The sequence below is a fragment of the Mesorhizobium sp. AA22 genome (assembly GCF_001672375.2).
Taxonomy (GTDB): Bacteria; Pseudomonadota; Alphaproteobacteria; order Rhizobiales; family Rhizobiaceae; genus Mesorhizobium; species Mesorhizobium wenxiniae.
Genome location: NZ_CP048406.1, coordinates 2,091,444 through 2,113,584, shown reverse-complemented (window position 1 = coordinate 2,113,584; position 22,141 = coordinate 2,091,444). Strand labels below are relative to the sequence as shown.

21 protein-coding genes are annotated in these 22,141 nt (G+C 63.0%); 9 read left to right on the top strand and 12 right to left on the bottom strand.

What is annotated here, in order from left to right; genetic code table 11:
* The first annotated feature begins 502 nt into the window (after positions 1-502).
* Complete coding sequence (locus A9K68_RS10415; RefSeq protein ID WP_029349714.1) at positions 503-787, top strand: SCP2 sterol-binding domain-containing protein; 285 nt, start codon at positions 503-505, stop codon at positions 785-787.
* Between the two features lie 62 nt (positions 788-849).
* On the opposite strand, the gene A9K68_RS10410 is transcribed toward A9K68_RS10415, so the two are convergent.
* Together A9K68_RS10410 and odc2 are read right to left on the bottom strand one after the other, a co-directional pair.
* Positions 850-1,413, bottom strand: a complete 564-nt coding sequence (locus A9K68_RS10410; protein WP_065007644.1) for an N-acetyltransferase — start codon at positions 1,411-1,413, stop codon at positions 850-852.
* Positions 1,414-1,678: 265 nt separating this feature from the next.
* Complete coding sequence (gene odc2 / locus A9K68_RS10405; protein WP_029349710.1) at positions 1,679-2,812, bottom strand: ornithine/lysine decarboxylase; 1,134 nt, start codon at positions 2,810-2,812, stop codon at positions 1,679-1,681.
* A 540-nt stretch (positions 2,813-3,352) separates the two neighbouring features.
* Between odc2 and A9K68_RS10400 the strand changes: the two genes are divergently transcribed.
* The 4 genes from A9K68_RS10400 (at position 3,353) to A9K68_RS10385 (ending at position 7,340) form a co-directional block, all read left to right on the top strand.
* Entirely contained in the window at positions 3,353-4,552 is a 1,200-nt protein-coding gene (locus A9K68_RS10400) for an amidase (RefSeq protein WP_065007645.1), read from the top strand.
* Position 4,553: 1 nt separating this feature from the next.
* The gene (locus tag A9K68_RS10395) at positions 4,554-5,453 is read left to right on the top strand and encodes a LysR family transcriptional regulator (RefSeq protein WP_029349706.1); all 900 of its coding nucleotides are present in this window, start codon (positions 4,554-4,556) and stop codon (positions 5,451-5,453) included.
* Between the two features lie 86 nt (positions 5,454-5,539).
* Positions 5,540-6,208 (top strand): DUF1007 family protein, encoded by a 669-nt coding sequence (locus tag A9K68_RS10390; RefSeq protein WP_029349704.1) that lies wholly within the window; start codon positions 5,540-5,542, stop codon positions 6,206-6,208.
* Positions 6,209-6,212: 4 nt separating this feature from the next.
* Positions 6,213-7,340 carry a nickel/cobalt transporter gene (locus A9K68_RS10385; protein WP_065007574.1) on the top strand — a complete coding sequence of 376 codons (1,128 nt, stop codon included), beginning with the start codon at positions 6,213-6,215 and terminating at the stop codon, positions 7,338-7,340.
* 32 nt (positions 7,341-7,372) lie between these two features.
* Here the strand turns inward: A9K68_RS10385 and denD are convergent, their stop codons facing one another.
* From denD to A9K68_RS10360, 5 genes are all read right to left on the bottom strand, one after another.
* On the bottom strand, positions 7,373-8,350 hold the full coding sequence (gene denD / locus A9K68_RS10380; RefSeq protein ID WP_065007575.1) for a D-erythronate dehydrogenase: 978 nt from the start codon (positions 8,348-8,350) through the stop codon (positions 7,373-7,375).
* Position 8,351: 1 nt separating this feature from the next.
* Positions 8,352-8,558 (bottom strand): hypothetical protein, encoded by a 207-nt coding sequence (locus A9K68_RS10375; RefSeq protein ID WP_065007576.1) that lies wholly within the window; start codon positions 8,556-8,558, stop codon positions 8,352-8,354.
* 63 nt (positions 8,559-8,621) lie between these two features.
* Complete coding sequence (locus A9K68_RS10370) at positions 8,622-9,626, bottom strand: cation diffusion facilitator family transporter (RefSeq protein ID WP_065007577.1); 1,005 nt, start codon at positions 9,624-9,626, stop codon at positions 8,622-8,624.
* A gap of 13 nt (positions 9,627-9,639) precedes the next feature.
* Positions 9,640-9,801, bottom strand: coding sequence for a hypothetical protein (locus A9K68_RS10365; RefSeq protein ID WP_163603006.1), 162 nt, complete (start codon positions 9,799-9,801; stop codon positions 9,640-9,642).
* Positions 9,802-9,816: 15 nt separating this feature from the next.
* Entirely contained in the window at positions 9,817-10,503 is a 687-nt protein-coding gene (locus tag A9K68_RS10360; RefSeq protein WP_065007646.1) for a GNAT family protein, read from the bottom strand.
* Between the two features lie 83 nt (positions 10,504-10,586).
* On the opposite strand from A9K68_RS10360, the gene A9K68_RS10355 reads away from it, so the two are divergent.
* Together A9K68_RS10355 and A9K68_RS10350 are read left to right on the top strand one after the other, a co-directional pair.
* Entirely contained in the window at positions 10,587-11,771 is a 1,185-nt protein-coding gene (locus A9K68_RS10355) for a pyridoxal phosphate-dependent aminotransferase (protein WP_065007578.1), read from the top strand.
* 125 nt (positions 11,772-11,896) lie between these two features.
* Complete coding sequence (locus A9K68_RS10350; protein WP_029349689.1) at positions 11,897-12,277, top strand: YciI family protein; 381 nt, start codon at positions 11,897-11,899, stop codon at positions 12,275-12,277.
* 24 nt (positions 12,278-12,301) lie between these two features.
* On the opposite strand, the gene A9K68_RS10345 is transcribed toward A9K68_RS10350, so the two are convergent.
* The 3 genes from A9K68_RS10345 to A9K68_RS10335 form a co-directional block, all read right to left on the bottom strand.
* Positions 12,302-13,057 (bottom strand): SDR family oxidoreductase, encoded by a 756-nt coding sequence (locus tag A9K68_RS10345; RefSeq protein ID WP_065007579.1) that lies wholly within the window; start codon positions 13,055-13,057, stop codon positions 12,302-12,304.
* A gap of 280 nt (positions 13,058-13,337) precedes the next feature.
* A complete protein-coding gene (locus A9K68_RS10340; protein ID WP_065007580.1) occupies positions 13,338-14,120 on the bottom strand; it encodes a tellurite resistance TerB family protein in 783 nt (260 codons plus the stop codon).
* A 214-nt stretch (positions 14,121-14,334) separates the two neighbouring features.
* Positions 14,335-15,258 (bottom strand): rhodanese-related sulfurtransferase, encoded by a 924-nt coding sequence (locus tag A9K68_RS10335; protein WP_065007581.1) that lies wholly within the window; start codon positions 15,256-15,258, stop codon positions 14,335-14,337.
* 191 nt (positions 15,259-15,449) lie between these two features.
* On the opposite strand from A9K68_RS10335, the gene A9K68_RS10330 reads away from it, so the two are divergent.
* On the top strand, positions 15,450-16,088 hold the full coding sequence (locus tag A9K68_RS10330) for a 2-dehydro-3-deoxy-phosphogluconate aldolase (RefSeq protein WP_065007582.1): 639 nt from the start codon (positions 15,450-15,452) through the stop codon (positions 16,086-16,088).
* 107 nt (positions 16,089-16,195) lie between these two features.
* Here A9K68_RS10330 and A9K68_RS10325 read toward each other — a convergent pair whose 3' ends face one another.
* Entirely contained in the window at positions 16,196-18,070 is a 1,875-nt protein-coding gene (locus A9K68_RS10325; RefSeq protein ID WP_065007583.1) for a DUF882 domain-containing protein, read from the bottom strand.
* 379 nt (positions 18,071-18,449) lie between these two features.
* Positions 18,450-19,985 carry a sigma-54 dependent transcriptional regulator gene (locus A9K68_RS10320; protein ID WP_065007584.1) on the bottom strand — a complete coding sequence of 512 codons (1,536 nt, stop codon included), beginning with the start codon at positions 19,983-19,985 and terminating at the stop codon, positions 18,450-18,452.
* Positions 19,986-20,178: 193 nt separating this feature from the next.
* On the opposite strand from A9K68_RS10320, the gene A9K68_RS10315 reads away from it, so the two are divergent.
* Positions 20,179-22,017 (top strand): M3 family oligoendopeptidase, encoded by a 1,839-nt coding sequence (locus A9K68_RS10315; protein ID WP_065007585.1) that lies wholly within the window; start codon positions 20,179-20,181, stop codon positions 22,015-22,017.
* Positions 22,018-22,141: the final 124 nt, after the last annotated feature.

The following is a 22,141-nucleotide window of genomic DNA, read 5'->3' as shown; positions in this document are numbered from 1 at the left end:
TTGTAGCGCCATCATGGGGTCTTGATCCTCGCCTGCCAGATACGGGTTCATCCTACCTCCCCTGACGCGGTCGCCGCGTGAGATGACCGCTCTTGAATCTGCTGTCATGGTCCCGTTTACACCACTCTGAGCGCATGAGGCCGAGTCCACGCTAGGGACAGGCTTGGCCACTGTCCTCGTCTGTTTGAATGACGTAAACCGTGTAACTGCCCCGATTGCCGCCGGCTTTGGACACAACCCACCGGAGGAACGTCCGCCAGAGTTACAGGCACGACGTGACAGGCGGGCGGCTGGGCGCGCCCTGACCTTCGCCCGACAGATCTCGCGGAGCAGCTTCACTGCGGCGATAAAACCATCTTCATCTCGGGGAACTGCGTTGACGTAAACGTCAACCCAAAGCTATATGCGCCAGCGACCGTGATCGCGAAATGCGCAAGACGGCGACTTCGGCCAGATCGAAGTGCCATTCTGCGACAAACGCAACGAGACGAGGAGAACGGCCATGGGCGTTCAGGAAATTGCCGACAAGATCAGCGCGCGCGTGGCGAGTGCCGGGTTCGATCGTTCCGTGAAATTCGACACCGGCAGCGACGGTGTCATCGTCATCGACGGCGCTGATGTCTCCACCACCGACGCGCCGGCCGACTGCACCATAAAGCTTTCGCTCGACGATCTGGAGTCGCTGATAGCAGGCGATCTCAACCCGACCATGGCGTTCATGTCCGGCAAGATAAAGGTCGAAGGCGACATGAGCGTCGCCATGGCACTGAGCCAGCTGATCGGCTGATCCAACCAACTCGGGATGAAAACAAGCCGCCGCCCGACGGACGGCGGCTTGTTTCCGATCCGTCAGGCAGCGAGCGGCAGCCGTTGTGCCTTCAGCTTGCGCCCTGCCGCCCTGAGCGTGCCCCGCGCCTCGGCGAGCGCGCCTTCCACCAGTTCCAGCGCCAGCAGGCGGTGCCGCTCATAAGGTCCAGGCATGGCCAGCGCACCGGTTTTTTCGGCCGAAAACCCAAAGCGCTCGTAATAGGGCGCATCGCCGACCAGCAGGATCGCCGCATGGCCGAGGCGGGCGGCTTCAGCCATTGCATGGCGCATCAGCGCCGAGCCGATGCCGGCATTCTTGATTGTCGGATCGACGGCGAGCGGGCCAAGCAGAAGGGCTGCCCGACCGCCCTCGCCCAGCACGACATCCCAGAGCCGCACGGTGCCTGTGACAGCGCCCGATGCATCGCGCGCGATAAAGGCCAGGCCTTCCGAAGGCCGGCGGCCGCGGCGCAGCTTTTCCGACGATTTTTTCCGGCGCTTCGGCCCCATGGCGCGATCGAGCAAAGCCTCGCGCGCCGAAACGTCGGCAGCGGTTTCGGCGGTGATGACGAAGGCGCCAGCAATCTCCCCCCTCGAGGGGGAAATGTCGCCGAGGGCGACAGAGGGGGTCGCCGCGCCTGAAGCGCCGGCCCCACACAGTCCAAGAGAGGTCGCGACAGCTGAGCCGACCCGCTCTGGCCGCTTTGCAGCCATCTCCCCCTCAAGGGGGGAGATTTGCCGGCCGAAAGCGCCTTCAACAATGAAATCCACAATTTCCATTTCCGCGATCCTTCACGAGCGGATTGTTCCACAGGCGGACCGAAGCGGGCGATCTCGTCGCCCGCACCGGGTGATCTGAGGGCCGAAGCCGTCAGATCACGTAGGATCGCAGAGGCTCGAAGCCGTTGAAGGCGACCGAGGCGTAGGTCGTCGTGTAGGCGCCGGTGCCCTCGATCAGCACCTCGTCGCCGATGGTCAGCGACAGGGGCAGCGGATACGGCGTCTTCTCGTACATCACGTCGGCCGAATCGCAGGTCGGGCCGGCGAGCACGCACGGCGAGGTTTCGGTGCCGTCATGCGCGGTCATGATCGGGTAGCGGATTGCCTCGTCCATCGTCTCGGCGAGACCGCCGAACTTGCCGATGTCGAGGAACACCCAGCGCACATTGTCATTGTCGGCCTTCTTCGAGATCAGCACGACTTCCGACTTGATGACGCCGGCATTGCCGACCATGCCGCGGCCCGGTTCGATGATCGTCTCGGGAATCGCGTTGCCGAAATGCTTGCGCAGCGCAGAGAAGATCGCCTGGCCATAGGCCTGCGCCACCGGCACATCCCTGAGGTAACGGGTCGGAAATCCGCCGCCCATATTGACCATCTTCAGGACGATGCCTTCCTCAGCGAGGGCGAGGAACACCTTTTTAGCGTCGCCGAGCGCGCGGTCCCAAGCGGTCAGGTCGGTCTGCTGCGAGCCGACATGGAACGACACGCCGTAGGCGTCGAGGCCGAGCGTCCTGGCATGGCGCAGCACGTCGACCGCCATCGCCGGCACGCAGCCGAACTTGCGCGACAGCGGCCATTCGGCGCCTTCGCCGTCGGTCAGCACGCGGCAGAACACACGGGCGCCGGGTGCAACGCGGGCGATCTTCTCGACCTCCTCGACGCAGTCCACCGCGAACAGCCGGATGCCAAGCTGATAGGCGCGCTGGATGTCGCGCTCCTTCTTGATGGTGTTGCCGAAGGAGATGCGGTCCGCCGGCGCACCGGCGTCCATCGCCATCTCGACTTCGGCAACAGAAGCGGTGTCGAAGGACGAGCCCATCGCAGCAAGGAGGCGCAGAATTTCCGGCGCCGGGTTTGCTTTCACCGCATAGTAGATTTTCGAATCGGGAAGCGCCTTCTCGAAGGCGCGAAAATTGTCGCGCACGACATCGAGATCGACGACGAGGCAAGGGCCGTTCGGACGTCGGGTGGCGAGGAAGTCAAGGATGCGCTGGGTAGCCATCGGGGTCTCTCCATCAGCGCCTTTCGGCGCGCACAAAGGCTGCGGGACGCGGGTCATCGACTCGCGAACACGCGGTGGACAAAGGCGGACGTCAAATCCATGGAACCAGCCGGTGGAGACCCCGGAACCATGAAGCGCCGTCTCGCGGCGGTGAACCTTGGCCTTGCCCGGCCTCGGTTCGCTTTGTCTGCCTTGGCTTGGATGGGAGACCCGTCCGCACTGCCGGCAATGAAGGTGTGCCTCTTCAGTAACCCCGGTCTTTGGACGACCGGCAGAACACCAGAAAGGCCCGCACCGTCGTTGCTTCAAGGTGTCCTCGGTCTGGCGGTTGGCCGCTAAACCGACTGGAGGGGTTGGCTCCAGTTACCTTACCGATATCCCTCACCATTTGAGGATCGGCGGACACCCACAGGCACGTGCGACTTTGGGCAAGCGCGATATAAGGTCGAAGGATTTCACAATCAATAAAAATCGTACGCCAGGTTGTAAAATTCCTGGCGCCGAACAATGTTGCAACAACTGTATCCGGATATCGAACGCATGGCAGGCACTTGCGGCCCTCTGAACGCTTTTCTCGACCTTGACGATATCCCAGTGTCCAATGCGCAAGCCGGCCCGCTTGCCGGCCTGCGGCTGGCCGTCAAGGATATTTACGACGTCGCCGGCTACCGCACCGGCTGCGGCAATCCGCAGAAACACCGGGAGGCTTCACCCGCCTCGGCGACAGCGCCGGCCGTCCAGGCGCTGCTTGATTCGGGCGCGCGCTTTGTCGGCAAGACGCAGACCGACGAGTTGGCCTTCTCCCTGATGGGGCTGAACGCGCATTTTCCGTCGCCGGTCAATCCGGCAGCGCCGGACCGCGTCACCGGCGGCTCATCCTCCGGTTCCGCCGCCGCGGTTGCCGGCGGGCTGGCTGAGATTGCCATCGGATCCGACACCGGTGGCTCGATCCGCGCGCCGGCAAGCTTTTGCGGCTTGATCGGCCTGAGGACCACGCATGGCCGCATTTCGCTTGAAGGCGCCATGCCGCTGGCCCCTTCACTGGACACGTTCGGCTGGTTCGCCAGGGACATGGCCACCTACGAAAAGGTCGGCACGGTGCTGCTCGACGACGATCGGCAACGCCACGACTTGGCACGCGCCCTGGCGCTCGACGCGCTGGACCGCCTCGTGCTCGGCCCGCAGCAGGCCGACGAATATCGCGCCATGGTCCGCACTGTCGCTTCGTTGCTGGGCGCGCCGCGCACCGTTGCCCCGCTGTCGCATTCCACCGATGATCTCTATTGGTGCTTCCGCAAGCTGCAGGGGTACGAGGCCTGGCAAAATCATGGTGCCTGGATCTCGCAGGATGACCGGATGCTCGGCCCCGGCGTCAAGGAGCGTTTCGAGCATGGCGCGACCATCGACCTCGCAACAGTACAACGCGAAACGGAACGTCGCGTTTCGTTTCGTCTTGAACTTGCCGACCTGCTTGGCGAGGACGGTGTTCTTGTGCTGCCGACCGCTCCAGGTGCCGCCCCGCTCAAGGCCGCCTCATTCGACGAATTGCAGACCTATCGCGAGCGCGCGCTAAGGCTGCTGTGCCTTTCCGGCCTGTCCGGCTTTCCGCAGATCACCCTGCCGCTGGGCAAGGCCGACGGTGCGCCATTCGGCCTCTCGCTGCTTGGACCTAAGAACAGCGACCGGCAGCTGCTGACGCTTGCCGCGCGTATCCTTTCAGCTCACCAAGGGAGCGCATGACATGGACACGCTGACCCGCATGCGCGCTTTTATCGACGTGGTCGAGGCCGAAGGTTTTTCGGCAGCGGCGCGCAAGATCGGCCGCTCCAAGGCGCTGCTGTCGAAATATGTGCGCGAGCTGGAGGACGAGCTCGGCGCGTTGCTGCTCAACCGCACCACCAGGCAGTTCTCGCTGACCGAAGCCGGCCACACTTATTACCGCCGCGCCTCGGAAATCGTCCGCGAGGTCGACAGCCTGGCCGATGCGGTGCGTGAATCCTCCGGCGACGTTCGCGGCAGGATCAAGCTGTCGGCGCCGCGCACTTTTGCTGACGCACCGATCGGCCAGTCGCTGATCGACTTCGCCAAGCAGCATCCCGACATCGTGCTCGACATTCATCTCGACGACCGCTTCGTCGATCTGGTCGAGGAAGGTTTCGATCTGGCGGTGCGCATTTCGCGGCTGGAAAACTCCTCGCTGATCGCGAGGCGCCTGGCGCCGTTTTCGGTGCGGCTCTGCGCATCTCCCGAACTGATCGCCAAGCACGGCATGCCTGTGCGCCCGCAGGACCTTGGCCGCGTGCCCTGCATCATCGACACCAATGGCCGCTGGCTGACCAACTGGCCGTTCAAGGGCGACAGCGGCGATACGGTAACCGTTTCGGTCTCCGGTCCGATCGAGGTCAACAGTCCGATGGCGGCAAGGGCCGCCGCCGTGGCGGGATTGGGATTTTCCATCCTACCGGATTTCATCGCCGCGCCCGACATAGAAAGTGGCCGGCTGGTGGCCGCGCTGGATGACCGCATCCTACCGGGTGGCGGCATCTTCGCCGTCTATCCGCACCGGCGCTATTTGCCTGCGAAGGTTCGCGTCTTTGTCGATTTCCTGGTGCAGTGGTTCAAGACGATTGACAACGCATGAGCTTTCAGCCGCCTTGCGGTCCCATTTTCGCCCCCTTTCTGGTAACTCTCGATATTTTACCCGAGCTGATGGAATCGCGACCGAGAATGCACCTGAAACGGCAAGCAATCATCATGGCTTCGGCCATAGCGGCGACATTTGCCACGGTCGGGCCAGCCGAGGTGCATCCGCACGTCTTCGCCGAGGCTCGCCTCGAAGTGGTCCTCAGTCCGGATCACCAAACTGTGAAGGCTTTGCGCCATCTCTGGCGCTTCGACGATTTGTTTTCGAGTACGGTTATGATGGAATTCGACAAGAATTCCGACCTGAAGCTCGATGACAAGGAGTTGAAGGAAGTCGCCGACACCGTCCATGCTTCGCTGGCGGAGTTCAATTACTTCCAGCTCGTCACCGTCGACGGCAAGGACGAGGCGATGAACCCGCCGCCGCAGCTGATGGCCAATTTCGAGAACGATCAACTCATCATCCTGTTCGAATCCGAACCGAAGGCACCGATGAAGTTGGCCGGCAAGATCGATATTGGCGTCTATGACCCGACCTTCTACACGGCGATCGATTTCACCGAGGATGCCAATCTGCAAGTCGATGGCATGCCGTCGACATGCGCGAGCAAAGTCGTTCGTCCGAACCCCGACGAGGCGCTCGCCGAGAACCAGAAGACCCTGACGGACGCCTTCTTCAACGATCCGACAGGCACCGATATGAGCAAGATCTTCGCGACCAAGCTTGAACTGAACTGTCAGCCAGAAGGATAATCCGGTGACGAAACCGTCCCTGCGTTTGGCCTTCGGCCTTTTGGCCGTCGCCCTTGTGACGACGCACTTCCTCGGCGCCGCCCACGCCCAGAGCTCGCTCGGCATCGGCACCAATGACGGGATGGCTCCCACCACCGGCCCATTCGCCCACATCCTGATGTGGATCAACCTGCGCCAGCAGGAATTCTACCGCGCGCTTGCCGGCGCAATGAAGGCGATGCGCGAGGACGGCAACAAGCTGTGGCTGCTTATCGGCCTGTCCTTCGCCTATGGCGTTTTCCATGCTGCCGGCCCCGGGCACGGCAAGGCGGTGATCTCGTCCTACATGGTCGCGAACGAAGTCGCGCTCAAGCGCGGCATCATGCTGTCCTTTGTCTCGGCCCTGCTGCAGGCGCTGACGGCGATCCTCGTGATGATGCTCGCCTACTTCGTCCTGCGCGGCACCACCATATCGATGACCGATGCGGCATGGTTCCTCGAAGTCACGAGCTTTGTCTTCGTCACCCTGTTCGGCGCCTGGCTTTTGTGGCGCAAGGCCGGCCCCGCTATCCTTCGCCTGTTCGGCGCCAACCCTCCCTACAGCCTGTCGGCGGCCCATGCCGGCCACTCACATGCAGGCCACTCACATACGCATTCAGTGCATGCGCTTCACGCACATGGCCATGACGGTCACGACCATCATCACGGCGCACGCGACCATCACCATGACCATAGCGGGCACGATCACCATCACCATGCGGCGGGCGAAGTCTGCGAGACGTGCGGGCATTCACACGCGCCCGACCCGACGCTGCTTTCCGGCGACCGCTTCGACTGGCGCACCGCCTGGTCGGCGGTGGCTGCGGTCGGTATCCGGCCCTGCTCGGGCGCGCTGATCGTGCTGAGCTTTGCGATGCTCAACGGGTTGTGGTTCGGCGGCGTCCTGTCGGTGCTGGCGATGGCGCTCGGCACCGCGATCACTGTCTCGATCTTGGCGACGCTGGCGGTGACGGCCAAGAACTGGGCGGTCTATTTCGCCGGTGACGGCCGCATGGGCAACCGCATACATTCGATCGTCGAGATCGGCGGCGCAGCCTTCGTTTTCCTGTTCGGGCTGCTGCTGCTTTCGGCCAGCCTGACCGCTGGCGGATGACGCCTTCGCCCGTCCGATCGAACGCGCGTTAGCTAACCGGCAATTTTGCCGTCCAGCTCGTCCTCGATGTGGCCGCGGATGATATCGTCGAAGCTGGTTTCGGCGGCAAAGCCAAGCTCCCTCGACCGCCGCGCTTCGAACCGTGTCGGCCAGCCCTTGACGATCGCCCAGATCGTTTCGTCGGGCTCCTCGCGGATCAGTTTCACCGCCTCGGCGCCGGCAATGCGTTCCAAGGCCTCGATCTGCTCGCCGACCGTGACGGCGACACCGGGCATCGTCAGGTTGCGGCGTGGCCCGACGGCGCTGCCGTCGATCCCTGCTGCGTGGATCAAAAAATTCACCGCGGAGCGCGGGCTGGCGTGGGTGTGCACGACAGAGCGCGGCACCGGCAATATCGCTTCCTGGCCGCTCAACGGCTCGCGGATGATGCCGGAGAAGAAGCCTGACGCGGCCTTGTTGGGCTTGCCGGGCCTGACGCAGATGGTCGGCAGCCTGATACCGATGCCGTCGAAGAAGCCGCGCCGCGTATAATCGGCGAGCAATGCTTCGCCCATCAGCTTCTGCGTACCGTAGGAGGTCAATGGCGTCGGGTGGAATTCGTCGGGGATGATGTCCGGGAACGGTGCGCCGAACACGGCGATCGACGAGGTGAAGACGACGCGTGGCGCAAACCCCGCCAGCCTTATGGCATCGAACAGCGCCCGTGTGCCGTCGAGATTGACGCGATAACCGAGATCGAAATTGGCTTCCGCCTCGCCCGACACGACGCCGGCGAGATGGAAGATCACGTCCGGGCGTGACGCGACCAGCCGTTCCATCCCGCTCGCCGCGGCGAGATCGCCTGTATGGATAGTAACACCGACGCCTTCCAGTGCCGGCGCCTGCGGCGGCACAATATCGTGAAGGTCGAGCGCGGCGATCCTCCGGCCGCTGAGCGTTCCGTCCTTCGCCAGCCGGGCGATGAGCTTGCGGCCGACCATGCCTGCCGCGCCGGTAATCAAAATACGCATATCAATGAACCTTTTTGCGCTGGCTGCGGCCACGCAGCCAAAACACGACGAAAATGGCCACCATGAAGACAGCGGCAATAACAGCGGCAAGAATGGTCGAGACTCGGCCGACCGCCAGCATCACGGTTGGCAAATAGTAGGCGGCGATGCCGAACAGCAGCAGCACCCAGAGGGCGCCTATCGCCGCGTTGCGCGTGTCGCGATCCATCACGCGGCCCTGACGCGGCGGGAATTCATCAAGTTCGTTACCAATGCTATGTAACTCCCGGTGTCAGTGACAGTGGCCATGATGCGGAGCCGCATCGTGCGCATGGTCGTGCTCGCCATCGTGCCCATCGTGTCCATCGTGGCTGTCGTGGCTGTCGGCGCAATGGCCGAATTCCGGTTCTACGGTGGCGTGGGCAATGCCATGCTCGGCGGCAAGCCGCTTCTTGATGGCGCTGACCGCTTTGTGAGCATCGACGCCATCGTTGAGGCAGGCATGCAAGGTCGCCATGTTGCTCGACCCGTCGAGCGACCAGACATGCATGTGATGCACCTCGCGCACGCCCTTGACCGTCCCCTCTATGTCCCTTGCGATCAGGTCGCGATCGAGGCTCGCCGGCACGCCCTCGAGCAGGACATGGGCTGCTTCGCGCATCAGCGACCAGGCCGTGGACAGGATCAGCAGCGAGACAAGGACGGACAGGATCGGATCGATAGGCGTCCAGCCCGTTGCCAGGATGATCAGCGCAGCTATGATCGCCGCCGCCGAGCCAAGCAGGTCGCCGAGCACGTGCAGGATGGCACCGCGCATGTTCAGGCTGTCGCGGTCGCCGCCATGCAGCACGAAGAAGGAGCCGATATTGACCAGCAGACCGGCGATCGCGACGACCAGCATCGGCCCGCCGAGCACGGGCGCAGGTGTCAGCAGGCGTTCCCAAGCCTCATAGATGATCCACAGCGCAATGGCGAAGATGGCGATGCCGTTGGTATAGGCGACCAGCGTTTTGACCCGGCCGAAACCATAGGTGAGGCGAACGGTGGCCGGCCGGCCGGCCAGATGAAAAGCATACCAGGCAAGGCCGAGCGCGATACAATCGGCGAGCATGTGGCCGGCATCCGCCAGCAGCGCCAGTGATCCGGTGAAGAGACCGCCGAGCGCTTCCACGACCATGAAGCCGGCGGTCAGGCAGGCTGCGATCAGCACCCGTTTCTTGTCGGTCGAGCCGTGCACAGGACCGGCGCCGTGGCTGTGGTCATGCCCGTGCGAACCATGGTCATGGGTGTGCGCCATCTGCGAACTCCTGTTAGAGCCTGATCCATCCCGGCAGAATCGGGATGGAGGCTTTATCTTCCTGTTTGACCATGATCTTGCCCGAACCGAAGGTCAGCGCAGCAAAAACCGGCTTCCACTTTTCGGGATCAAGGTCCTTGTTTGACCATGATCTTGCCCGAAACCCGGTTTCCACTTTTCGGGATCATGGTCAGGCGCCGAACTCGGCGCGGAAATCCTCGAGCCGTCGCTTCTGGCGGCCGTCGCCATCGAAATTGGCCGGATCGAGCCATGCCTCATAGGCTCTGCGTAGGGCCGGCCACTCCTTGTCAATAATCGAGTACCACGCGGTATCGCGGTTTTCGCCCTTGACCACAAGATGCTGGCGGAAAATGCCCTCGAACTTGAAGCCGAAACGTTCCGCCGCGCGCTTCGACGGCTCGTTGCGGTTGTTGCATTTCCATTCGTAGCGGCGATAGCCAAGCTCGTCGAAGATGTATTTCATGAACAGAAACTGCGCTTCCGTCGCCGCCGGCTTGCGCGAGATCAGCGGCCCCCAATAGATGTTGCCGATCTCGATCACGCCATAGGCCGGATCGATGCGCATCAGCGTCTGGCGTCCGGCGACCTTGCCGCTGGCCTTGTCGATGACCGCGAAGAAGAGCGGGTCCTCGCTGGCTTCGGCCTTGTCCAGCCATGGCTGGAAGGCGGCGCGAGTCTGCGGTGGATAGTCGAACAGCCAGGCGAAGCGGCCATCGATATCGGGCACCGACGAGGCATCGAACAGGCCGTCGCCGTGCTTTTCGGCGTTGAACGGTTCCAGCCTGACAGTGCGCCCCTCCAGGACTTTGCGTTCGGGCCGCGGGCGCGGTTGCCAATTCTTGAGATTTTCCGGCACCCAAAGCTCCAATCCGTTTGACTTTTGTGAGCGGACGCTCACAAAAACGCTCGCTCGGTGAAAGAACCACACGGACGGGAAAAATGCTCCACACGATTTCGGCCTTCGATCGTCTCGGCGAGGAAAACGCCTTCGCGGTGCTGGCTCGTGCCACCGCGCTCGCCCATCAGGGCCGCGATATCGTCAATCTTGGCATCGGTCAGCCCGACTTCAAGACGCCGCAGCACATCGTCGAGGCGGCGATCAAGGCGCTGCGTGACGGCCACCACGGCTATACGCCGGCCAACGGCCTGCTGGCGACACGCGAAGCGGTGGTGCGGCGCACGCTGACCACCACCGGGGTCGAGGTTTCGCCCGAGACGGTGATGATCCTGCCCGGCGGCAAGCCGACCATGTTCGCCGCGATCCTGATGTTCGGCGAACCGGGCGCCGAGATTCTCTATCCCGATCCCGGCTTTCCCATTTATCGCTCGATGATCGAGTTCACCGGTGCTGCTCCGGTGCCGGTGCCGATGCGCGAGGAGAATGGCTTTGCCTTCTCGGCGCAGGAGACGCTGGCGCTGATCACGCCAAAGACCAGGCTGCTGATCCTAAACTCGCCGGCCAACCCGACCGGCGGGGTTACCCCCCGCGCCGAGATCGAGAAGCTGGTCAAAGGACTGGAAGCACACCCGGACATCGCCATCCTTTCGGACGAGATCTACGACGTGATGACCTATGACGGCGAGACGCATTGCTCCCTGCTGAATTTCCCTGAAATCCGCGACCGGCTGATCGTGCTCAACGGCTGGTCGAAGACCTGGGCGATGACCGGCTGGCGCATGGGCTGGTCGGTCTGGCCGAACGGCGACAAGGGCGCCCACCTCTACGACAAGGTGCGCAAGCTGGCAGTCAATTGCTGGTCCTGCGTCAATGCCCCGAGCCAATATGCCGGCATCGCCGCCATCGACGGTCCGCAGGACGACGTCGACAAGATGATGCGCGCCTTCGACCGCCGCAGGAAGGTCGTGGTCGAAGGGCTGAACGCCTTATCAGGCGTGTCCTGCATCACACCGAAGGGCGCGTTCTATGCCTTCCCCAACGTCTCAAAAACTGGCTGGAAGGCCAAGAAGCTGGCGTCTGCCTTGCTTGAGGATGCCGGCGTGGCGCTGATTGGCGGACCTGATTTCGGCATTCTCGGCGAAGGCTATATCAGGCTGTCCTACGCCAATTCCGAAGAGAACATCCTGCGCGCGCTGGAGCGGATCGAGGCATTTCTGGGCAAGTGAGGACAAAACGTATGACAGCGAAAATCGAAATCGATTTTCGCTAGGGATCATGCGCAAATCAAAGTGCTACAGCGCTCATTGCGCGTCCGGCGAAAGAATTCACGACCGAAGAAAGGTGACGTCAGATGTTTTATGCCATCCTCGCCTATCACGTGGAAGAAGTGGTCGCGGCGCTGACGCCGGAGGAGGATGCGGCGCTGATGACCGACCTGCTCCAGATCAACGAACGGCTATACCGCGAAGGCTCCCTTGGCCCGGCAGCCCGGCTCGGGGCGACACAAGACGCGTGTACCTTGCGCGGGCCGGGCGCCGGAATGGTCATTGACGGGCCTTTCGCCGAGACCAAGGAGCAATTGTTGGGACTATACGTCGTCGATTGCGCCACGCGCGATGCCGCGATCGCGATTGCGCGCGACCTACGCCGCGTCAATCCAACCGCCGTCTACGAAATCCGCCCCATTTCGCTGTATCTTCCCGGCGTGCCGCTTTCGGCTACGCAGTCTTAGACCGCCCGTCGAGTCTTCGAGCGACTACCCTCGCCCGACATACGGCATCTTCGTTGCCATCACGGTCATGAACAGCACATTGGCGTCGAGTGGCAGGCTGGCCATATGGACGACGGCATTGGCGACCTGCTGTGCATCCATCACCGCTTCGGCGGCGATGGAGCCATTGGCTTGCGGCACCCCGACCGTCATCGCCTGCGCCATGTCGGTCAAGGCGTTGCCGATGTCGATCTGGCCGCAGGCGATGTCATAAGGCCGGCCGTCCAGCGCCAGCGTCTTGGTCAGCCCGGTAATGGCGTGCTTGGTCGCGGTATAGGGCACTGAGCCCGGCCGCGGTGCGTAAGCCGACACCGAGCCGTTGTTGATGATGCGGCCGCCCATCGGCTGCTGCCTGCGCATGGCGCCGAAGGCGGCGCGGGCGCACAGGAACGAGCCGGTGAGATTGACCCCGACGACTTCGTTCCACACCTCGACGGGGATCTCGTCGATCAATGTCGACTTGTAGCTTGTGCCGGCATTGTTGAAGAGCAGGTCGACACGACCGAAAGCCGCCGCCACGGTCTCGAACATCTCGTCGACCTGATCGGCCTTGCTGATGTCGCAGGCGACCGCCAGCGCCTTGGCTTGTGTCGATCCGGCGTCGTCGATCGCCTTGTTCAGCACCGGCTTGCGGCGTCCGCAGAACACCGTGTTCCAGCCGGACCTGAGCAACGCCGTAGCGACGGCTTTGCCAATGCCCGTGCCGGCGCCGGTGACGATGGCCGTTTTGTAGTTTGTCATAACTGTCCTCCTACAGCGCCGCGTGTCCGCAAGGACGCTATAGCAGCTTGATTTCGAGCAATTTGATTTTGCGCATGATCGCTTCCAAAAATCGATTCCGATTTCGGATTATGCGCCAGCCGGCTTCAACAAAAGGGCGGCCATTGGCGGCCGCCCTGATCTGAACCGGACTTGGGAGGAGGAAAGCCGATCCGACTACCTAAAGTTATGCGCTTCCTAGGTAAACGAGACATTAACGCGAGAGCGGCGCCCGGATTGCCGCCCTCCGCGGCCCTGAAGCCTACCAGCGCGAGCTGGCGGTTGCTTTGTCCGACTCCGGCGCCCCTGACTCCGGCGCCCCTGACTCCGGCACCCCTGACTCCGGCACCTTTGCCGCTGACACCGTCGCCTCGACATGGTCGACCAGTGCGTCCGGCAGCCCGAGGCGGCCGGCGAGCAGATCGAGATAGCCGCGTTCGGAACGCGTATCCGGATCGATGGTGAGGCGCGAGGCGGTGTAGAGTTCGAGCTTCTGCGCGTCGGTTTGGGCGCCGGCGACCAGCGTATCCAGGTCGAGCGGCGTTTCCAGCTCCGACATCAGGAACTTCTCCGCGTCGGAGCCGATGCCCGAGAGGCTGAGCTTGCCGGCGATCTTTTGCCGTTCGTCGTCGTCGATATGGCCGTCGGCCTTCGCCGCCGAAATCATCGCCCGCACCAGCGTCAGCGTGAATTCGTCCTCGCCTTGCGGCGCTTGCGAGGGATGGAAGCTGGTGTCGGCGGGCGGCGGCAACAATTCCGGCGAGCCGGCTGCGGCCGTTTCCGCAGGCGCCTTGCCGTTCTTGTAGTTCTGGTAGGCCTTGTAGGCGAGACCGCCGATCATGGCCAGGCCGCCGAGCTTCACCGCAGTGCCGGTGACCTGACGGCCAGCGCCGGTTCCGAGCAGCACCGCGGCCAGTGCGCCGGCCGCCAGCGGATTGTCCTTGGCCATCTGCACCGCCTGACCCCCTTTGTCGCGGACGGTCGACCCCGTTCCGGGAATTTGCGAGCCGAGCAGATCGTCGAGGAGCTTCTTGGGATCGAACATCAATGCCTCCAGAATTGGCCCGGCCGAACGTGGACGGGCGGGTTTTCGGACGTTGAAGAGGTAGGCCCCGCATATTGACATTACAATGACCGATGAGCGCTTTGCCAATGATGGCGGAAACGGGATGATGTCAGGATCTGCCGTCTCCTAACGCATCGGCCCGAAATGCAACGCGTTGCAGCGTAATTTGTGCGTCCAGCGGACGCACGTCGCTCTAACGTCCGATGTGCGGAGCCCTGCCTTGCGCTTCTGCAAGCTCGACCTGGCGCTGACGCTCGGCGTAGCGCGCGCGATCCTCGTCGGAACGGGCATCGAAGCAATGCGGGCATGAGATGCCGGCGGCGTATTTCGGCGATAACAGGTCCTGCCCGATCAGCGGATGCCGGCAGGCGCGACACAGTTCCGCCTCACCCTCGACCAGCCCGTGCGACACCGAGACGCGCTCGTCGAAGACGAAGCACTCGCCCTGCCAGAGGCTCTGTTCGGCGGGCACCTCTTCGAGGTATTTCAGGATACCGCCCTTGAGATGGAACACATCCGCGAAGCCGAGCGACTTCACATAGGCCGTTGCCTTCTCGCAGCGTATGCCGCCGGTGCAGAACATGGCCACCGTCCGGCCGACGAGCTCGGCCCGGTGCTGCTCGACCCAGGCCGGGAATTCGCGAAAGCTCGTCGTGGCGGGATCGACCGCGCCCTTGAAGGTGCCGATCGATACCTCGTAGGCATTGCGCGTGTCGATGACGATCGTGCCCGCATCCGAGATAAGTGCGTTCCAATCGGCCGGTGCCACATAGGTGCCGGCGCTTGCCGCCGGATCGATATCCCTAACGCCCATGGTGACGATCTCGCGCTTCAGCCGCACCTTCATGCGGTGGAACGGCGTCTGCGCGGCGCTGCTGTACTTGACTTCGAGACCGGCGAGACCTTCGATGGATTGGAGATGATCGATGAGCGCGGCGATGTCAGCTTCGCTGCCGGCGACCGTGCCGTTGATGCCCTCATGCGCCAGAAGCAGCGTGCCCTTGATACTGCGTCCGCAGCAAAAGGCGGCGAGTGGTGCGCGCAACGCCTCGAAGCCGTCGAGCCGGGCAAACCTGTAGAGCGCGGCAACGCGAAAAGGTTGATTGGGCAGTGTCATCGCCGAAGCCACTAAACGCTCGTGAAAGCCGATTCAAGGCTGACGCGTGGATCAGCCTCTCCCTGGTGGCTTTGACGGCCGGTGCTGACGGCATTGCCGGCAGTGCGTGACATCGCGACACGCTTCGTTTCGTGGACAGAAAAACGGCCTTCTGCTAACCGGTTGAACGGATCAATACCGGAGAGACGACAATGCCCAGCAAGACCGAAAAGCTCCTGTCGCTCCTCAACGGCCAACCGGTAATCCCGGTGCTGAAGATCGCCAACGTCGCCGATGCCGTGCCGCTGGCGCGTGCCCTGGCGCGCGGCGGCCTGCCGGCGATCGAGATCACGCTGCGGACAGCTGACGCGCTGGAGGCGATCCGGCTTGTGGCAAGCGAAGTCGAGGACGCCGTCGTCGGCGCCGGCACCATTCTGGACGCCCGCCAGTTCGGCGAGGCGGCAGCAGTCGGCTCCAAGTTCATCGTCAGCCCCGGCATCACTCGCGAGCTTCTGGCGACGGCGAAGGACAGCGACGTTCCGTTGCTGCCCGGTGCCATCACGCCGGGTGAGATCATGGCCGCCCGCGAGGCAGGCTTGCGTTTCCTGAAATTCTTCCCGGCGGAACAGTCGGGCGGCATCGCGTCGCTCAAGGCATTCGCCTCGCCGCTGACCGATGTGCAATTCTGTCCGACCGGCGGCATCACCGGCAAGAACGCCGCCGACTATCTGAGCTTGCCCAACGTCATCTGCGTCGGCGGCTCCTGGGTGGCGCCTGACGATTTGGTCACGGCCGGCAGGTGGGACGAAATCGAGGCGTTGGCGCGCGCGGCGAGCAAGCTCGGGCGGTAGAGAAACTCTTATCCCCAAGCGGACTGGCTGCATCGCGGCGTTTGTTTGCGAACACCAAAAAGCCGCGCGGGTTGTCCGGCGCGGCTTTATTTTGCTTGGTCGATCCGCTACTTGGTCTGGAAGCGGGCTACCGACATGAACTTGACGGCATTGCCGGTGAACCGGTTGGCGTCGGCCAGCTGATCGTTCGGCTGGAAGCCCGCGGTGTAGACCTCGGTCGGCGGCGTGTGCACGATATTGTAGGCATAGCGCGGCGCCGTCGTCGCGCTGGAGACGGTGGTGACATTCTCGCCGCTGTTCAATGCCCAGCGCGCGGCCTTCGGCTCCGCGGCGACCACCACGGATTTGGGACCAGGCTTCAGGTCACGGGCGGTTGCCCTGGCTGCCTTGCGGGTGGTCTTCACACCCGCACCGATCGCCGCGGCCGGATCCGAGCCGGCCGGACGGGTAAAGACAGCCTCGCGCGGCGATGCGGCATTGCCGTTCGCCGCATCGCTGAGAATCGAGCTCGGCTGGGAGAGCGAAGCGACCTGGTATTCGTCGGTTGCGCTGACCCGCTCGAGGACGGCCTTGACCGCATCGGATTGAACCTGGTCCGTCTGGGCCAAATCAGGCTGGGCCAAGTCAGGCTGCGCCAGATCGGGCCGAGCCGACGGCAGCACCGGGAACGCATCGGTAGCGGTCTTGCCGTGCCCGGCCGTATCCGCCAGCGCCAGAAGCACATCCTTGTCCTGCGGCGCAAGGTCGGTCGCTGCAAGGTCGGCCGGCAGCGAGTGATCGGGACGCCAGGTCGGCAACGGAATGTTGTTGGCCGCAACCTGCGCCGCATCGGCGACAGCGGACGGCTCGGCCATGCCGAAGGGAGCGCTTGCCGGCGCTTGCGCGGTCGCCACCGCCTGTTCAGTGGTGGCAGTGGCATCCGCCACGCCGAACGGAACGTTTTCGGGCGGCTGAGCGCCGACATCGGTCTTCGGACGCGGGGCGAAATCAGGCAGCGGCACACTGCGCGCCGGCAGCGCCGCGATGATCGTTTCCGGCGTGTCCTCCTCCGGTTCCGGAGCAGGCGCATCGGCGATTTGCGGAATCTCGGCGCGCTTCGCATCCTGAGGCGACACGATGGCAATGCCCGGAAGCTTGCTGTTCTTGGCGGCCGGCGCCGGCTTGGCGGTCGCCAGCTTCACGCTCTTTGACTTCGGCGCTGGCGCCGCTGCCACATCGGCGCTGTCATCGGCCTCGTCTTCACCGCCGCCGAAGAAAGCCGCCAGCAGACCACCGGACTTTTTGAAACCGCCACCTGCGCTGGCCAGTTCGATGGCGGGAGCGCCGGCGCCCTTGCGCGCCTTGTAGGAGGCGAGCGCCTGTGAATAGCCGGGCAGCGGCTTGCCGTCGCTCGGCACATGCAGCGTCTTGCCATTGGGGAACACACGCGCCAGTTCCTGGCGGCTGATGCCCGGCCAGTGGCGCACATTGCCGACATCCATGTGGACAAAGGGCGAGCCGGACCTCGGATAATAGCCGACGCCGCCGCCCTGCATCCGCAGACCGATGTCGCGCAGTTTCTTCAGCGGCACGCCGGGAATGTAGAAGTCCATGGCCTTGCCGAGCATATGCTGGCTTTTCTTGGCGACGCCCCTGCTGCGGCTGCGCAGCATCGAGTTGGTGGACGACGAACGATAACCGCAAACGACCTGGATATAGTCGGTGGCACCGCTCTGCCGGTAAGCCTCCCAGACCAGGTCCAGCAGGCGCGGATCCATCTTGGTCGGCTCGTTGCGGCGCCAGTCGCGCAGGATGACGTTGATCTTTTTCAGACCCGCCTGGTCGTAGCGACCGCCGCGCTTGAAGACGATCTCCGCCTTCTCTTTGGTGTGGAGGTTATAGAGTTTCAGCGAACGTGTCTGGGCGCTGGCGCCGGTCGCAGCCGCTGTAAGGAAGCCAAAGGCGAGAATCACTGCTGCCAGCCATCTCGGCCAGACGCTCATGTGATAATGCCGCCCGTTTGTGTGTCGTTCGACTTTGTTCAAATCAAAAGGCCTTGCAGGCTGCCGTTTGTCCCCGGATTTGACCAACGGATGCGGTGGTGTTCGCATCCGAATATCGATCCTAATGGTTAATCATCGCTTATTGAAGCCGAAATGCGGTAACACCGTGGCAATATCCCGTCAAAAATATTGCGCGGGGTTTCTTGGTAAACTGCTGGTTTAGATCATGTTTCGGCCTTTGCCTGAACACGATCTGTTACCGGCTGCCTCAATGCGTGAACACTGCCGGCAAGCGCGTCACCCCGACGCGCGTCACGCCCGGTCGATGACTGTCGATTGTCCTGGTGCCAGGCTGACAAGCTGGTCCGGACTTGCTTAGTCAGGAAGCAAGCCGGTCGATACGGCCTGTTTCCGGATCGATGCCGTACTCCTTGAGCTTCCTGTAGAGCGTGGAGCGGCCGATGCCGAGGCGGCGGGCAACTTCGCTCATCTGGCCGTTGTAATGGTCGATGGCGAGCTTGATCATTTCGAGTTCGACGTCGGCCAGCGCGCGCACATTGCCGCGTTCGTCGAGTGCCCGCAGCGTGCCGAATCGGGGCTGCGGCCTGGCCGGCGGATCGAGCTCAGTTGCAGCGATGCCGTTATCGGCCGGCACGTCCTCGCCAGGCGGCTCGATGGCCAAAGGCGACGCGTGCAACGCTCCATCCGCATCGAGGTTGACGGTGCCCTCGACCTGCGCCCGGATCTGCGGAAACTCCTCTTCGGTCAGCACATCGCCTTCGCAAAGCACCGAGGCCCGGAAGACGGCGTTTTCCAGCTGCCGGATGTTTCCCGGCCAGTCGTAGGCCTGCAGCATGGTGAGCGCCGCAGCCGAAATGCCGTGCAGGCGGTGACGTGGATCGGTGGGCGCAACCTTCTCCAGGAAGTGCTCGACCAGATAAGGGATGTCGTCGCGACGATCGCGCAGCGGCGGCACGAAGATCGGATAGACGTTCAGGCGATAGAACAGATCCTCGCGGAATTTGCCGTCTTTGACCTGCTGCAGAAGATTGCGGTGTGTCGCCGAGATCAGCCTGATGTCGACCCTGATGGTTGAACGCCCGCCGACCGGATCGACCTCACCGTCCTGCACGGCGCGCAACAGCTTGACCTGCACGTCGAGCGGCAGGTCGCCGATCTCGTCGAGAAATAGCGTGCCCGAATGCGCTTCGACGAACTTCCCGGTGTGTTTTTCGGTGGCGCCGGTGAACGAGCCCTTCTCGTGGCCGAACAGGATCGATTCGACCAGATTGTCGGGGATGGCGCCGCAATTGACGGTAACGAAGGGTTTGGAGCGGCGATCGCCGCTGCCCTGGATGGCGCGCGCCACCAGTTCCTTGCCGACACCGGATTCGCCCTCGATAAGGATCGGGATGTTGGACGCGGCCGCCTTCTGGCCGAGACGGATCACCCGGTCCATCGCCGGGCTGTGCGTGATCATGTCCTTGAAGGTCAGATGGCCGCCGCGCCGCCGCGACGTGCGCTTCACTTCGCCCTCGACCGCCTCGACCTTGAGCGCATTGCCGATCGATGCCTGCAGCCTGTCGGGAGATGCCGGCTTGACGACGAAATCGAAAGCACCATGACGCATGGCCGAAACGACGGTCTCGATGCCACCCTGGGCGGTTTGTACGATGACCGGAACTTGGATGCCGCGCTCACGCATCGCCTTCAGCACGCCGATGCCGTCGAGGCCCGGCATGACGAGGTCGAGGATGACCACCGACACGTCGCGCGCGTTGGGCCCGTCGAGCGCGTCGAGACCGGCCTCGCCGCCATCCGTGATGATCGCGCTGTGGCCGAATTTCGTCACGGCCGCCTCGAGCAGCCTGCGCTGCACGGGATCATCGTCGACTATGAGTATGGAACCTGTCATGACTGGTTCAACGATGCTCGCCCAATATGCCCACCCAAGGGAATCCGCCCTATGGATCATCTTGGCACAGGGTTCTAAATAAGGTTTCAAAAAACCCGGTGAACGAATTCCTTAGGATTTGACCGGCTTTCTCATGCCCATTTGATTCTTTGAGTCTGGCCGCTTGGGTCCTGCAATCTGGAAAGTATCGGCAATGCGCATGGTTTTTGGTCGGCAGCTTGCGGCGGCAGCGTCCGGTCAGGGCGCGGCGGAGCTTGGCGACCTGCCGGAATGGGATCTCGCAGATCTCTATTCCGGGATGGACGCCCCCGAGCTGAAGCGGGACATCGCCAGGGCGGCGGCCGATGCCATCAGCTTCGAGAGCCGCTGGAAAGGCACGCTCGCAGCCGAGGCGGAGCGTGCCGACAGCGGCAGGCTGGGCGAGGCACTTGCCGAATATGAGGCGCTGGAGGAATTGATCGGCCGGATCGTCTCCTATGCCGGACTGATCTATGCCGGCAACACCGCGGATCCGCAGCGCGCCAAGCTCTATGGCGATATTCAGGAGAAGATGACCGACGCCAGCGCGCATCTTCTGTTTTTCGCGCTCGAACTGAACCTCATCGACGACGCCGCGATCGAAACCGCGCTTGCTGCCGATCCCGCATTCGCTCACTACCGGCCGTGGGTGCTCGATCTGCGCATGGACAAACCCTACCAGCTGGAAGATCGCGTCGAGCAGCTTTTCCATGAGAAGTCGATTACCGGACGCGGCGCCTGGAACCGCTTGTTCGACGAAACGATGACCGATCTGCGCTTCGACATCGATGGCGAGGAGCTTACCCTGGAGCCGGCGCTGAACCGCCTCCAGCACGCCGATGGCGAGGTGCGCCGCCGGGCCTCTGAAGCGCTTGCCGCAACCTTCCGCAAGAATCTGCGCACGTTCACACTGGTCACCAACACGCTGGCCAAGGACAAGGAGATTTCCGACCGCTGGCGCGGCTTCGAGGACATCGCCGATTCTCGCCATCTCGCCAACCGCGTCGAGCGCAGCGTGGTGGATGCGCTGGCCTCAGCCGTTCGCGACGCCTATCCGCGTCTGTCGCACCGCTACTACCAGATGAAGGCGCGCTGGCTCGGCATGGAAGTGATGAATCACTGGGACCGCAACGCGCCGTTGCCGGAGACCCCGCAAGCGATCATCGGCTGGGACGAGGCCAAGAACACGGTGCTTTCCGCCTATCAGCGCTTTTCACCTGACATGGCGGAGATCGCCCGGCTTTTCTTCGACCGCAACTGGATCGACGCGCCGGTAAGGCCTGGCAAGTCGCCGGGCGCCTTCGCGCATCCGACCGTGCCGTCGGCGCATCCCTATGTTCTGCTCAACTACATGGGCAAGCCGCGCGACGTGATGACGCTGGCGCATGAGCTTGGTCACGGCGTGCATCAGGTGCTGGCTGCAGGCCAGGGCGCGCTGATGGCCTCGACGCCGCTGACGCTGGCCGAGACCGCATCCGTCTTCGGCGAGATGCTGACCTTCCGTTCGCTGCTTGACCAGACCACGGACAAACGCGAGCGCAAGGCCATGCTCGCCCAGAAGGTCGAGGACATGATCAACACGGTCGTGCGCCAGATCGCTTTCTACGAATTCGAACGCAAGGTGCATGCCGAGCGCAAGAACGGCGAACTGACATCCGACAGGCTCGGCCAGTTCTGGCTGGAAGTGCAGGCGGAAAGCCTCGGGCCGGCGATCAAGCTGCGCGACGGTTACGAGGTCTTCTGGACCTATATTCCACACTTCATCCATTCGCCTTTCTACGTCTACGCCTATGCTTTCGGCGACTGCCTGGTGAATTCGCTCTATGCGGTCTATCAGAATGCCGAGCGTGGCTTTCAGGAGAAATATTTTGCCATGCTGCGCGCCGGCGGCACCAAGCATCATTCCGAGCTCCTGGCACCCTTCGGCCTTGACGCCACAGACCCTGCCTTTTGGCAGATCGGACTTGGCGTGATCGGCGGGCTGATCGACGAGCTCGAAGCTTTGGACAATTGACGCACAGCGCTGAACATCCGGGGCTGACAGAACAGATTAGCCGCAATGCATATTGAGACCATTCTATTCTTGGCCCTAAATATCTGTTCTTAAATAACTCTCCGTGGAATTTTTCCGTTAGCTT

Coding starts and splice junctions, on each gene's coding strand:
- A9K68_RS10400 (WP_065007645.1), top strand. CDS start 3,353: ATGGCAGGCACTTGCGGCCCTCTGAACGCTTTTCTCGACCTTGACGAT.
- A9K68_RS10345 (WP_065007579.1), bottom strand. CDS start 13,057: ATGACAAACTACAAAACGGCCATCGTCACCGGCGCCGGCACGGGCATT.
- A9K68_RS10335 (WP_065007581.1), bottom strand. CDS start 15,258: ATGACACTGCCCAATCAACCTTTTCGCGTTGCCGCGCTCTACAGGTTT.
- A9K68_RS10350 (WP_029349689.1), top strand. CDS start 11,897: ATGTTTTATGCCATCCTCGCCTATCACGTGGAAGAAGTGGTCGCGGCG.
- A9K68_RS10415 (WP_029349714.1), top strand. CDS start 503: ATGGGCGTTCAGGAAATTGCCGACAAGATCAGCGCGCGCGTGGCGAGT.
- A9K68_RS10315 (WP_065007585.1), top strand. CDS start 20,179: ATGCGCATGGTTTTTGGTCGGCAGCTTGCGGCGGCAGCGTCCGGTCAG.
- A9K68_RS10330 (WP_065007582.1), top strand. CDS start 15,450: ATGCCCAGCAAGACCGAAAAGCTCCTGTCGCTCCTCAACGGCCAACCG.
- odc2 (WP_029349710.1), bottom strand. CDS start 2,812: ATGGCTACCCAGCGCATCCTTGACTTCCTCGCCACCCGACGTCCGAAC.
- A9K68_RS10325 (WP_065007583.1), bottom strand. CDS start 18,070: ATGAGCGTCTGGCCGAGATGGCTGGCAGCAGTGATTCTCGCCTTTGGC.
- A9K68_RS10355 (WP_065007578.1), top strand. CDS start 10,587: ATGCTCCACACGATTTCGGCCTTCGATCGTCTCGGCGAGGAAAACGCC.
- A9K68_RS10370 (WP_065007577.1), bottom strand. CDS start 9,626: ATGGCGCACACCCATGACCATGGTTCGCACGGGCATGACCACAGCCAC.
- A9K68_RS10395 (WP_029349706.1), top strand. CDS start 4,554: ATGGACACGCTGACCCGCATGCGCGCTTTTATCGACGTGGTCGAGGCC.
- A9K68_RS10320 (WP_065007584.1), bottom strand. CDS start 19,985: ATGACAGGTTCCATACTCATAGTCGACGATGATCCCGTGCAGCGCAGG.
- A9K68_RS10390 (WP_029349704.1), top strand. CDS start 5,540: ATGCACCTGAAACGGCAAGCAATCATCATGGCTTCGGCCATAGCGGCG.
- A9K68_RS10375 (WP_065007576.1), bottom strand. CDS start 8,558: ATGGATCGCGACACGCGCAACGCGGCGATAGGCGCCCTCTGGGTGCTG.
- denD (WP_065007575.1), bottom strand. CDS start 8,350: ATGCGTATTTTGATTACCGGCGCGGCAGGCATGGTCGGCCGCAAGCTC.
- A9K68_RS10340 (WP_065007580.1), bottom strand. CDS start 14,120: ATGTTCGATCCCAAGAAGCTCCTCGACGATCTGCTCGGCTCGCAAATT.